The sequence below is a fragment of the Limnothrix redekei LRLZ20PSL1 genome (assembly GCF_043235035.1).
Lineage (GTDB): Bacteria > Cyanobacteriota > Cyanobacteriia > CACIAM-69d > CACIAM-69d > CACIAM-69d.
The window spans coordinates 1-12,673 of sequence record NZ_JAZAQF010000043.1 but is presented as its reverse complement, the minus strand read 5'-3'; the positions used below and the strand labels follow the sequence as shown (position 1 = coordinate 12,673).

Annotated in this window: 11 protein-coding genes, 1 tRNA gene and 1 pseudogene; 10 read left to right on the top strand and 3 right to left on the bottom strand. The window is 56.6% G+C overall.

What is annotated here, in order from left to right:
• Positions 1–421 precede the first annotated feature (421 nt).
• From VPK24_RS07460 to VPK24_RS07420, 9 genes are all read left to right on the top strand, one after another.
• Entirely contained in the window at positions 422–1,366 is a 945-nt protein-coding gene (locus tag VPK24_RS07460; RefSeq protein WP_393011801.1) for an alpha/beta fold hydrolase, read from the top strand.
• A gap of 723 nt (positions 1,367–2,089) precedes the next feature.
• The gene (locus VPK24_RS07455) at positions 2,090–2,746 is read left to right on the top strand and encodes a HEAT repeat domain-containing protein (protein ID WP_393011799.1); all 657 of its coding nucleotides are present in this window, start codon (positions 2,090–2,092) and stop codon (positions 2,744–2,746) included.
• Between the two features lie 140 nt (positions 2,747–2,886).
• Entirely contained in the window at positions 2,887–3,927 is a 1,041-nt protein-coding gene (locus VPK24_RS07450) for a permease (RefSeq protein WP_099531776.1), read from the top strand.
• 4 nt (positions 3,928–3,931) lie between these two features.
• Positions 3,932–4,801 (top strand): DUF6816 family protein, encoded by an 870-nt coding sequence (locus VPK24_RS07445; protein WP_393011796.1) that lies wholly within the window; start codon positions 3,932–3,934, stop codon positions 4,799–4,801.
• Positions 4,802–4,865: 64 nt separating this feature from the next.
• Positions 4,866–4,939: transfer RNA gene (locus VPK24_RS07440), tRNA-Arg, on the top strand.
• 49 nt (positions 4,940–4,988) lie between these two features.
• Positions 4,989–5,801, top strand: coding sequence for an ABC transporter ATP-binding protein (locus VPK24_RS07435; RefSeq protein ID WP_393011794.1), 813 nt, complete (start codon positions 4,989–4,991; stop codon positions 5,799–5,801).
• Positions 5,798–6,424, top strand: a complete 627-nt coding sequence (locus tag VPK24_RS07430) for a hypothetical protein (RefSeq protein WP_393011792.1) — start codon at positions 5,798–5,800, stop codon at positions 6,422–6,424. The genes VPK24_RS07435 and VPK24_RS07430 overlap by 4 nt, the downstream gene beginning before the upstream one ends.
• A 242-nt stretch (positions 6,425–6,666) precedes the next feature.
• Positions 6,667–7,014, top strand: a complete 348-nt coding sequence (locus tag VPK24_RS07425; RefSeq protein WP_393011790.1) for an antibiotic biosynthesis monooxygenase — start codon at positions 6,667–6,669, stop codon at positions 7,012–7,014.
• A 45-nt stretch (positions 7,015–7,059) separates the two neighbouring features.
• Positions 7,060–8,520, top strand: a complete 1,461-nt coding sequence (locus VPK24_RS07420) for a RecQ family ATP-dependent DNA helicase (protein WP_393011788.1) — start codon at positions 7,060–7,062, stop codon at positions 8,518–8,520.
• Between the two features lie 206 nt (positions 8,521–8,726).
• Here the strand turns inward: VPK24_RS07420 and VPK24_RS07415 are convergent, their stop codons facing one another.
• Both VPK24_RS07415 and rimI read right to left on the bottom strand, forming a co-directional pair.
• Entirely contained in the window at positions 8,727–11,216 is a 2,490-nt protein-coding gene (locus VPK24_RS07415) for an ATP-dependent Clp protease ATP-binding subunit (RefSeq protein WP_199291434.1), read from the bottom strand.
• Between the two features lie 455 nt (positions 11,217–11,671).
• Positions 11,672–12,262, bottom strand: coding sequence for a ribosomal protein S18-alanine N-acetyltransferase (rimI, locus tag VPK24_RS07410; RefSeq protein ID WP_393011786.1), 591 nt, complete (start codon positions 12,260–12,262; stop codon positions 11,672–11,674).
• A gap of 159 nt (positions 12,263–12,421) precedes the next feature.
• Between rimI and VPK24_RS07405 the strand changes: the two genes are divergently transcribed.
• Entirely contained in the window at positions 12,422–12,589 is a 168-nt protein-coding gene (locus tag VPK24_RS07405) for a hypothetical protein (RefSeq protein WP_393011852.1), read from the top strand.
• Here VPK24_RS07405 and VPK24_RS07400 read toward each other — a convergent pair.
• Positions 12,567–12,673, bottom strand: a pseudogene (locus VPK24_RS07400) (IS630-like element ISAtsp7 family transposase); the annotation flags it as partial. The gene VPK24_RS07405 and the pseudogene VPK24_RS07400 sit on opposite strands and share 23 nt — an antisense overlap.

The window sequence follows — 12,673 nt, the reverse complement described above, 5'->3', positions numbered from 1 at the left end:
CAATCTTTTGACTATTCAAGATCAAATTCACAAGCGTTTGTTCACAAGCTTCTGCTCACAAGTTTTTATTTACAAACAAGATCGGGAGATGCTGTGTGTAAATAAAAACCGACTGTGAACAGTGACTAAAATTTCGTGGCTCAAGATTTCGCTCAGAATAAACTTATCCAAACTTGTTCAAACTCGCTCAAAAAATGGTCTCTATTCAGATCCCAAAAGAAGCTCTGTTTTAGCATCTGCCATAGAGTCGATCCTTGTTTCAGCCAAATCTTTTAATCTATTTTGACCTGGTGAACATTGTGATTGAATTCATAACACCCTGACTGGAGTGAGGCCTGTAGAAGTTCCATGATCGCGACAAGATTTGAGCTTGGCGCTAGAATGTTTACATAGGTTTACAATTGCCTCTTGACTTAGCCCCATGACTGCCGTGAATCTCCCGATCGCCCCGAATCTTGATCGCCGTGCTCAGTTGGCGGCGGCCGATGCGCCCCCCAGTCAGTTTTGGCAGTGGCGCGATCAAGCGATTCACTACGTGCGATCGGGAACGGGCCATCCCCAGCAACCGCCCATTCTGTTGGTGCATGGGTTTGGGGCTTCGACGGATCATTGGCGCAAAAACCTCGCGGATCTTCAGCAAGACTTTGAAGTCTGGGCGATCGATCTGTTGGGCTTTGGGCGATCGGCCAAGCCCGATTGGGTTTACAGCGGTCAACTATGGCAAGCGCAGCTCCAGGAATTCATTCAGCAGGTGATTGGTCAGCCGGTTGTGATTGCTGGGAATTCCTTGGGGGGCTATGCATCCCTTTGTGTGGCTGCCAATCATCCCGAATCGGTTTGTGGGGTTGCCCTCTTGAACAGTGCGGGCCCCTTCACGGAAACCACAACCCAAACCCAGCCCAATGGGTTCCAAAAACTGGTTCGATCTCTGGTTCAAAATGTGCTGTTGCAGCCGCTGCCCAGCTATTTACTATTCCAAAATGCCAGACGCAAATCCACCATTCGCAAAACCCTGCAAAAGGTGTATTTAGATCAAACCGCTGTGACCGATCGCCTGGTGGAAGAAATTTATCGCCCTTCTTGCGATCCGGGAGCCGTGAAAGTGTTCGCTTCGGTGTTTAAATCCCCTCGGGGCGAAAACGTCGATCAACTCCTGGGCAAGTTGCAATCTCCCTTGCTGTTGCTGTGGGGCGAAGGAGATCCTTGGATGCAAACCAGGGCGCGATCGGCTCAGTTTCATCAATACTTTGATCGAATCACGGAGCACTTTTTAAATGCGGGCCATTGTCCCCATGATGAAGTGCCGGATCTGGTGGATGATTATTTGCGCAATTGGATTCAATCCCAAATCCAAAAACGAGAATAGCACCCAAGCGATAGACTGCTTCTGTTCTCCTCTCATACGTTGATCCTTAGCGGATTCGGTCTCAACACTGCCATGACTCACACAGGATTCATGAAGGTTGAAAATTGCTATTTTAGCAACTTAAACCGAAATTCCCTGGATAATTAAGCTGGGGAGAAATGAGCGTCTCAGCAGGGTGCTATTGCTCGATTTTGAACAAAAAACAGCGTTTTGCAATCAAACTATTTGCAATTGACTCTTCAACAGGAGTCGTTAGGAGGCTGTTTCGGAGCTGAAGCTCTCTCGCTTCATGTTGTTAATCTACCATCGAGTTTTTGGAGATAGTCCCTGTTGCAATCAATGTTTACTCATTCGTTGAGTAATGGTTGATGAATATAACAGCCTTGTATCAGAAATGCGGCGAGCTGCTATTTCAGGTAACGGCTCTTAAATTTATGTTTTAAATTTGTGCAACCACTTGCCTGGGGATCTGTCAGTATGTTTAAGAAATGGCGATCCCAACGCTGAAAGCCCTGTCAAGTCCTTGGACGGGGATCGCAGGGCCGTGAAGCTCCTCCGGTTTTTCCGTATAGTTGCTGAAAGCGCCACCCCATCTTTGGGCCCAAGGGCGATCGCCTGTTTCGCCCATTGTTCGGCTGGGATTGGGGCCGGGTTGATGGTTTGTTGGTTCGTTGGTTGATTGAATGAATCTCTGTTTGACTACGTTCTTGAAATAACGCTGTTATGACTGCCACGCCTGACCAAATTCGCGAGTTGCTGCATTCTGAGAATTTGAGCGATCGCCTGCGAGCGGTGAATGATATTCGTGCCCTACCGCCGGATCAAGGATTTGCGCTGATTCAACTGGCGATCGGGGATGCCAACACCCGAGTTCGCTATGCGGCGGTGAGCCAGTTTGACAGCCTGGGCGGGCAAGATCCCGATCGATCGCTGGAGTTGTTGCGGGGGTTGCTGTCGGATCCGGAACCGGACGTGCAGGCGGCGGCGGCCGACTGCCTCGGTGGCTTGAAGTTGACGGCGGCCTACGAAGACTTGGTGGCCTTGTACCAATCCAGCGGGGAATGGCTGGTGCGCTTCAGCATCCTTTCGGCCCTGGGAGAATTGGGCGATCTGCGGGCGGTGGATGTGCTGTTGTCGGCCTTGGCTTCGGACAACGAGTTGGAGCGGTTGGGGGCCATTGGGGCCCTGGGCGAGTTGGCGGACGATCGCGCCTTGCCCCATCTGTTACCGTTTATGGACAGCAGCGATTGGCAGGTGCGCCACCGGCTAGCCCTCACCTTGGGGCAATTCGATGCACCCGAGGCCCGGGCAGCGCTGGAGACCCTCAGCCAAGATGCGATCGCCCAGGTATCCGAAGCGGCGGCGGCCCAACTGGGTTAATGGGTGGCCGAGCGGCGGCGAATGGGCGGCTGACTGGCGGTCAGTTCTTTAGTATCGGTGCGGTACAATCGCCCCGTAGCATCGCCGGTCGATGGGGCCCTGGGCCTCGTTAGTTTCCGACTTTGAGCTTGGAGATTTGAATGCCGCTCGATCGCGCTTTCAACGCTGGTTTTACGCTGTTCCTGAGCCTAATTGTGGAGGCACTGCCCTTCCTGCTCATGGGAGTGGTGTTTTCGAGCGCGCTGTTATTGTTCATTGACGAAGGGCGCTTAATTTCCCTGCTGCCGCGCCATCCCGTTTTGGGGGCCTTGGCGGGCAGCGTCATGGGATTCTGCTTTCCGGTCTGTGAATGTGGCAATGTGCCCGTGGCGCGGCGGCTGTTGTTGCAGGGAATTCCGGCCCCGGTGGCGGTGGGGTTCTTGCTGGCTGCGCCCACGGCCAATCCGGTGGCCATTTGGGCCACCTGGACGGCCTTTCGCGATCGACCCGAATTGGTGGTGTTTCGGGTTTTGGCGGCCTTGCTGATTGCGGTGATTGTGGGCTGTGTGTTTGGGGCTCAAAAGGATTTACGACCTTTTCTGAATCCGGGTTTGGCCCGTTCCATGCTGCGATCGCGCGAGCTAACGGGCATTGAGCGAGTGGCCCAAGAGCGGGGCTTGCTCACCTCGGGAACCTACTGGCCAGGGGTGACCACGGGTAAACCGCTGGAGTCTTCGTTGGCCACGATGCAGTCCTTGGCGGTGGATCGATCGCGCGAGCGCATGAGCGGAGCCGAGCGCTGGCGATTGTTTTTGGAGAACGTGGTGCGGGAGCTTCGAGAACTGGGCGGCGTGTTGATTTTGGGCAGCGCGATCGCGGCGGTGGTGCAGGTGGCCGTGCCGCGCGAGGTGGTGCTCAGTTTGGGACAAGGGCCTGTCACCTCAATCATCGCCATGATGGTGTTAGCGGCGGTGATTTCCATTTGTTCCACCGTGGATTCCTTCTTTGCCCTTTCCTTTTCGGGTGCGTTCACCAGCGGTTCTTTGCTGTCCTTTTTGGTATTTGGCCCCATCATTGACCTGAAGGCGATCGGGCTGCTGCTGTCCATTTTTCGGCCCCGCGCGGTGCTGTATATGTTCGTGCTGGCGGCCCAGTTGGCGTTTTTTGTGGGGCTGTTTATGAATTTCCAAACGGGGTGGTAGTGGGGTGACGCGGCGATTGAAGCGATCGGCAAGCCGAGGATTCAGCCGTTGGATTGCCCCGGGGGTTGCCCTGGGTTTGGCCCTTGGTTGGGGGTTCATGGCTTGGTTGGGTTGGCCATCCGCGGCCCAGGCGGGCCCCCTGCTCGATCGGGTGAATGCCTTTCCCTATTGGGTCACCAAGCCCCCCACCAAACCCGCCGCCGGCGACTTGATCTATCCCCCGTGGATGGCGGGTGATTGGCAGGTCACCAGTACGTTGCTGGAGTTGTCGGCTCCGTTCGCGCCGGAAATTGTTACCCCCGGTTTTGAGAGCAATCGATCGCTCCTGGGACAGCCCGTGAGCTTTGCGGTGCGATTTGGCCCCCAAACCATTGCGCCGGCCCTGAGTGCCTTTCCCCTGCGGAAATATCAACCGCCCGATCGGGCCCCGATTGTGGCCGATCGCGCCTTTAACGGTTTGAATATTGCTGCTGCTTACCTGGGACGAGGGGCCATTGCTGGGGTGGTGGCGGATCCGGGTAATCCCAACGAGCAGATTTTGAAGTTGGCCAATCAGCGGGCCTTGGTTTCCACCGTGACCGATCGAGCCAGCGAAACTCCGAGTGATCAACGGTTTTTGGCTACGGAAGTGATCGTGCAGTCCTTTCAAAACGAGGGTGCTCAACAGGGGCGATCGGTTTATGCCAACGCGGTGGAAACCACCACGGATTATCGCCACACCGCCCCGGACGCGATCGAAGCCGATCAGTTCACGGCCGTTTATCTGGCCCCGCGCGATCGCTATGCCTCCGTGACCCGCAACCGCCCCGTGGCCCTCTACCATTATCGATTGACCCTCCAGGCGATCGCCCCGGAGGTGAATCCACCACCGTAACCGTTGCCGCCTTAACTAAAGGAACGCAAAAAATTCGCCTATAATCGGTCTGAAATTTGGATTTGGGGCTGTGGCTCAGATGGATAGAGCAAGCGCCTCCTAAGCGCTAGGTCGCGGGTTCGAATCCCGCCAGTCCCGTGTTTGTGGGGCCCCGTGGGGCCCGTTGCCCCTTGAGTCGCCCGTTGCCATGACCCCTTCCACCAGCGATCGGCCCCAAATGACCGAAACCCTGCCTGCTCGGCCCCTGCTGCAAGCCAAGCAACTTTGCAAAAGCTTCGGGGGGCTGAAAGCCGTGAAGGGAGCCAACATTGAGGTGCGATCGGGCAGCATTACCGGCCTGATTGGCCCCAACGGCGCGGGCAAAACCACCCTCTTTAACCTGCTCTCTAACTTCATTCCCTCCGATAGTGGTGAAGTGTTTTTGGATGGGCAACCCATTCACAATCTGTCGCCCCACCAAATTGCCCGCCAGGGGATGGTGCGAACCTTTCAGGTGGCGCGGGTGCTCTCCCGGCTGTCGGTGCTGGAGAACATGATTTTGGCAGCCCAAGATCAACGGGGCGAACGGTTTTGGGAAGTTTGGACCCAAAGCAGCCGCATCCGTCGCCAGCAACGGGAATTGGAATTGCGAGCCATGGAACTGTTGGAGGCGATCGGCCTGGCCCACATGGCGCGGGAATATGCCGGTTCCCTGTCCGGTGGGCAGCGCAAACTGCTGGAAATGGGACGGGCCCTGATGGTGCAACCCAAGTTGGTGTTGCTGGATGAGCCAGCGGCCGGCGTGAATCCAGCCCTGATTGAGCAAATCTGTGATCGAATCCAAACCTGGAATCGAGAAGGACTGACCTTCCTGATTGTGGAACACAACATGGATGTGATTATGTCCCTGTGCGATCGGGTGTGGGTTTTGGCGGATGGTCAGAATTTAGCGGATGGCTCCCCGGACATGATCCAAGCGGATCCACGGGTTTTGGAAGCCTATCTAGGGCAAGCCGCATGAACCGAGCAGCTCGCTGGATGGTCATTGGCTTGGGGGCGATCGGGCTGGGGTTTGGCCTGACCTGGCCCTCGGGGGCCCACCAGGTGAAGACGGGAGCCGACGTGGCGGCCCTGTTTCACTTGGAACCCGACCACAATCCCCGAGCGGGCGAGCCGGCCACCGTTTGGTTTAGCCTCACTCGCAAAGGCGGCGCAACGATTCCCCTCGATCGCTGCAACTGCCAACTCACCATCAGCCCCCGCTTGCAGAGTCCGACAGCCCCCCAACCCTGGCAACCGCCCCTCACACCCAAGGCCGCCGAAGGGTTTCAGAACATGCCCGGCGCAACCACCGTGTTTCCGGCAGCGGGGGCCTATGATTTGGTGTTGCAAGGTCAGCCGAAACAACCGGGCGACTTTCAACCCTTTGAGTTTCGATACGAAACCACTGTGCTGGCCGGAGCTGCCCCCGCGGCCCGTCCTGCTCCCTCACCGGTGGCCGCTGCGATCGCTTCACCAGTGGCCGCCACCGCTGAAACGACCACCGAGACCCCATGGCATTCTGGGGAACTGGTGTGGTTGGGTGTGGGTGGCGTGGGTTTGGGATTTTTGGGACTTTGGGCAATCACCCGATCGCGCCGTTAGCCAAGTTAACCGAGTTAACCAAGTTAACTAAAAAAATCTGGTCGAAAGTCGATTCGTTCAACTGGCTTATTATTACCTTTAGTATCGCTTTGATTATTGCTTCGTAAAGTTAGCGAACAAAGAGGTTGCAAAGCATTTCAATTCGCTACAAGTTAGTGATGTTTGATCGGCTTTTTCCAGTTGCGCCAAAGGATCGAGTTAGGCTGGCCTTAAGCAAGCACCGTTAGAACTCGACGAGCACTATGAGCGAATTTCTAGACTTCCTGAAACATCAATATGCCTACGTGGCGATCGGGGAATTTCGGCCGGGCAAATTTGCCGAAGCCCAACAACTGTTTGAAGCGGCAGTTTCCACCTACAAACAGGGTTTTGAAGGGGCTTATTTGCTGCAAGAGACCAACAGCGATCGCGGCATTGCGGTGATCTTTTGGGACAACATTGATGATATGGATGCCAATCGCAATGAAGTTTGCGAGGCCATTTTTGCCAAAATGGCTCACCTTTTCCTGAAGCCGCCGGTCACGAATTTCTACGAAGTGTGCAGCAAAGTTGATCCCAAACCGGCCGATCGCCCCTTGGCTTCGGTGTAGACCATTGACGAATGGCGCGGCATTTGGGACAGAGGCGCGATCGGGATGGATGAGTGGCAGCGGGCGCGATCGCTCTTTCAAACCCTGTGGGGCTACGACGGATTTCGCGGCCCCCAGGGCGACATCATCCAAACCATTTTGCAAGGGCGGGATCTGTGGGCCCTGTTGCCAACGGGAACCGGCAAATCCTTGTGCTTTCAGTTGCCGGCCCTGTTGCGATCGGGGTTGACTGTGGTGGTGTCGCCCCTGGTGTCGCTGATGGATCGGCAAGTGGCAGACCTGCGGGCCAAGGGATTGCCGGCCGCCACCCTGCATAGTGAAGTGCCTCGATCGCAACAAAAAGAGGTGCTCGATCGCTTGGAGCGGAGCCAGTTGCGATTGCTGTATCTGTCGCCCGAAACCCTGTTCAGCCAGCGAGTTTGGTCACGGTTGTTGCGGTTGGCTCCCCAAATTCAGGGCCTGGCGATCGATGAGGCCCATTGCTTGGCCCAGTGGGGCGAAACCTTCCGGCCCGCCTACCGCCGGTTAGGGATCGCCCGCCAAACCCTGGAAGCAGCGGCCCAAAAGCCAATCCCGATCGCCGCGTTCACGGCCACCGCCACCCCCACCGATCGCGCCATCATTGCCCAAGTTCTGGGGTTGCGGAACCCAGCGCGGTTTGAGCAATCTCCTTATCGAGCCAACCTGCGATTACAGGTGCAACGCTGTTGGGTTCCCGCCCAGCGCCAGTGGCGTTTGTGGCGGTGGTTACGCGATCGCCCCGGCCAAGGGGGCTTGATTTTTGCCCGCAGCCGCCAAACCTGCGAAGACCTGGCCCAGAATTTGCGCGATCGGGGCCACCAGACAGCCGCCTATCATGCCGGGTTACCACCGCCCGATCGCCGCCGGTTGGAAGCTCAGTGGGTGGGGGGTGAGTTGCCCTTTTTGGTCTGCACCAGCGCCTTTGGCATGGGGATCGATCGCCCTGATGTGCGCTGGATTGTTCATTGGCATCGGCCGCTGATCCCGGCGGAATATGTGCAGGAAATTGGTCGTGCCGGTCGGGATGGGCAGCCGGCCGATATTTTGCTGTTGGTCAGTGAACCCACCGGCTGGCTGGACAGCACCGATCGACGGCTTGATCGCCACTTTCAGCAACAAACCCGCCAACAAATTCAAAATTTGGGTCTTGTGGCCCGGCATTTGCCCCAGGAAGGCGCGATCGCTGAAATTGCCGATCAGTTTGCTGAAGGGGCGATCGCTCTCAGTTGGCTCCATGCCCTCGGTCAACTGGACTGGCTCGACCCGTTCCACTACCAATTGTCGGGGCAATTGTCGGGGCAATTGTCAGCGGCGATCGCCCGCCAAGCTCGCATGGGTCGATCTGTTGAGCTTTCGATGCGTCGCTACGGGGGCGATCGGGGTTGTCGATGGCGCTTTTTGTTGCAAGCGTTGGGGTTACCGCCCAAGTCGGCTAACTGGCGCTGTGGTCAGTGCGATCGATGTCGCCACACCGGTCAGCGGTGATCCCTGGATGGTATTCAGCCAATCCACATCAAGAACTGGCCCCAGCAAATGCCAGCAAATGCCAGCAAAAACCGTAAAAGGGCGACCCGTTGGGGCCGCCCTTTCACAAATAAGCACTAGTGCATCCCCATCAAGGGCTGGAACTGAGCTGAACTAAACCCGATCGCGATCAAGACGAGATTGGCTCGATCGCGTTCGACTCAGAGTTACTCAGCCCCTTGACCCACCAGCTCGCGGGTTTCAGCGGGCGGCGCACCGGCCGTCACGTCCACCTTCACGTTGCGGTCTTCGTCGAGGTCGATCGTCGCCGTGTCGCCGTCCTTGATCCGGCCCGAGAGGATTTCCTCCGCCAGCACGTCTTCCAGCAGGCGCATAATTGCCCGACGCAGTGGCCGCGCCCCGTAGCTGGGGTTGAAGCCCTCTTCGATCAACCGTTCGCGGAACTTGTCGGTCACCGCCAGGGTGATGCCGCGCTCGGTCAAGCGGGCAAACACTTCCTTGAGCAAGATTTCGGCAATTTCCTTCACCTCGTCCTTGCTCAGTTGGCGGAAGACGATGATCTCGTCTAGGCGGTTCAGGAACTCGGGGCGGAAGTAGTTCTTCAACTCCTCGTTCACCAGGGACTTGATCCGGTTGTACTGGGACTCGGCTTGGTCTTCGCCAAACTCGAAGCCCAGACCGCCGCCACCCTTTTCGATCACCTTGGAACCGATGTTCGAGGTAAGGATGATCAAGGTGTTCTTGAAGTCCACCGTGCGGCCCTTGGCATCGGTCAAGCGACCATCTTCCAAGATTTGCAGCAGCATGTTGAACACATCGGGGTGGGCCTTTTCGATTTCATCGAACAGCACCACGGTATAGGGGCGACGACGTACGGCTTCCGTCAATTGGCCGCCTTCGTTGTAGCCCACATAGCCCGGAGGGGAACCGATCAGTTTCGAGACCGTGTGCCGCTCCATGTATTCCGACATGTCGAGGCGGATCATCGCTTCTTCGGAGCCGAAGAAATAGGCCGCCAAGGCCTTGGTCAGCTCGGTTTTCCCAACCCCAGTGGGGCCAGAGAAGATGAAGCTGGCGATCGGGCGGTTGGGGTTCTTCAGACCCACGCGGGCCCGGCGGATGGCGCGAGACACGGCCTTCACCGCTTCGTCTTGGCCGATCAGCCGCTGGTGCAACACGTCTTCCATGTGCAGCAGCTTTTCGGATTCGGACTCGGTGAGCTTGTTCACCGGCACACCCGTCCAGGAGGCGACGATTTGGGCGATGTCCTCCTCGTCCACCACCGGTTGCAGCGGATCATCGGCCCGCTCTTCCGATTTCTTGGTTTGAGCGATGTTGCGGATTTGCTGCTTGATTTCCATTTCCTTGTCACGCAGCTCGCCGGCCTTGTCAAAGTCCTGCGATCGCACGGCTTCGTCCTTTTGCTTGAGGACTTCCCGCAGCTCCTTGTCCAATTCCTTGGCGGCCGGAGGCAGTTGGGAATTCAGCAAGCGCACCCGCGATCCGGCTTCGTCGATCAAGTCGATCGCCTTGTCGGGCAAGTAGCGATCGCTGATGTAGCGATCGGACAGCTTGGCCGCCGCCTCTAGCGCTTCATCAGAGATTTTCAGCTTGTGGTGCTGTTCGTAGCGTTCCCGCAGACCACGCAGAATCTCGATCGTTTCGTCCACGGTCGGCTCGCCCACCATCACCGGCTGGAAGCGCCGCTCCAGAGCTGCATCCCGCTCGATGTGCTTGCGGTACTCATCCAGGGTCGTTGCGCCGATGCACTGCAATTCGCCCCGTGCGAGGGCTGGCTTCAGTATATTGGCAGCATCGATCGCCCCTTCCGCAGCACCCGCGCCAATCAGGGTATGGACTTCATCGATCACCAGGATCACGTTACCGGCCTGGCGAATCTCATCCATGATCTTCTTCAGGCGCTCTTCAAACTCCCCGCGATACTTGGTACCGGCCACCAACAGACCGATATCCAGCGTCACGACTCGCTTGTCTTCCAGGATGTCCGGCACATCGCCATTGGCAATCCGTTGGGCCAACCCTTCGGCGATCGCGGTTTTACCCACGCCCGGCTCCCCAATCAACACCGGGTTGTTTTTGGTGCGGCGACCCAAAATCTGAATCACCCGCTCAATTTCCTTCTGGCGACCCACCACCGGATCCAACTTGCCTTCAGCGGCCTGTTGGGTCAGGTTGGCCCCAAACTCATCCAGGGTCGGGGTCTTGGTGCGGCCTTGGGAGCCACCGGCAGTCACTTCCGCCGTTTCGCCCAACATCCGAATCACTTGGGTGCGCACCTTCGACAGGTCAACGCCCAGATTTTCCAGCACTCGGGCCGCGACCCCCTCTCCTTCGCGGATCAGGCCCAGCAGCAGGTGCTCTGTGCCGATGTAGTTGTGACCCAGTTGGCGGGCCTCTTCGAGCGACAGTTCCAGAACCCGCTTGGCCCGGGGCGTGAAGGGAATTTCCACAGCCACGAAACCGGAGCCGCGACCGATAATTTTTTCGACCTCAATCCGAGCGTCCTTGAGGTTGACACCCATGGATTTCAGGACTTTGGCGGCTACACCAGTGCCTTCGCCAATGAGTCCGAGAAGGATTTGCTCAGTGCCCACGAAGTTATGACCCAGGCGGCGGGCCTCTTCTTGGGCGAGCATGATCACCTTAATGGCTTTCTCAGTGAAGCGTTCAAACATTGGCGGTTCCCTATCACCTGCGAAGTGCTGGCAAATCTGATTTTAACACGCGCGGTTTGGGCAGTTTGGGGCTGACCTGGCCGGCAATTGGGGGGCGATCGGGCGGTTTCCCCAACTCGATCGCCTTCCCCTTGGCAAGCTCAAGAACTCGAGAAATTGCCATTAATTTTCGGGAGATTTTGTTCCCCGATGGGGTAAGGGGGGATCAAGCCTTTTGGGCGATCCTGGGGGATGGATGGATGAATGCTTTTAGGATTTTTAAAGAACGTTTGGGTTGAAAATCGGATCTCAGGATTACTGATGGCAAGGGCCAGCGGCAAAACAACCCGATCGGGAGTGAAACATGGGCCAGCTCAATCGCTAGCCAGAATTTGGCAGACCCCCATTGAGCCAGCGAACTGGGGTGAATCCCAAAAATTGGTTGAACCTGTTGGGCAGGATTGAAAGATAGGTTTTTAATCTAGCGCATGGCTTGGGGGGCTGCCGACCCCGGCGGTTGGGGTCACAATCTCTCCCCACCACTGCCATTGATGTTGCGCCAGTCGATCGCTCAGGTCAGCAGCGGTGCGATCGAGCTGTTGAGCAAACTGGGGCCAATCCAACTTGCCTAACCACAGGATCGCCGCATCTTCGCCATCGGCGTAGTAGCGTTTGCGACGGCCGGCCTCCTGGAAGCCAAATTTTTCGTAAAGCGAGAGGGCGGCTTGGTTGCTGGGCCGCACTTCAAGGGTGGCGCGTTTCATTTCCCGTTGCCGCGCCAAGCTCAACAGACCCCACAGCAGGGTTTGGCCCAAGCCCTGTCGCTGCCACTCGGGCCGCAGGGCGATCGCCGTGATGTGGCACTCGTCAACAATCGCCCAGGCGCAACCAAACCCGATCAGTTGTCCTTGCGGATCGATCGCCCCGAGCAAATCACTATTCGGGCTATCCAGTTCCCGACGATAGGTGTCGGCGCTCCATAGACCACCCAAGGCTATCTGGTCGATCGCCACCAATTGATCGAGATAGTCGTGATCCAACAACTGCAAACGGAGCGATCGCATCATGAACTCCAAAACTTCTTACACTTCACCCAATTCCTGAGTCCATCGTTACCCTTGCTCATTCAACACAGATTCAAAAATTTTTGATTTTTAGCACGCTCAACTGTGTGATAATCGAGGTCGCGCAACTCTCTCAATTTGCATTGCAACTCCAAACTGACTGTGAAAGCTAATCCCTACAACGTTGCAAAAGTGTTCAGCAATGGCGGTGCAGTGCATTATGTCCTGCCATACTTTCAGCGTCAATATAGTTGGGAAGAAAAAAACTGGGATGATTTTTTAGAAGATACAGCCCTTGCCGCAATCACTAGGTACAATAACAGCACTTAGTAAACCAGTTTCTCAGGCACTGTAAATCCACTAGTCGGGCTGCTAGTCTCGTTAATTGTTCCAACACCTCTATAGTTTCTGTTC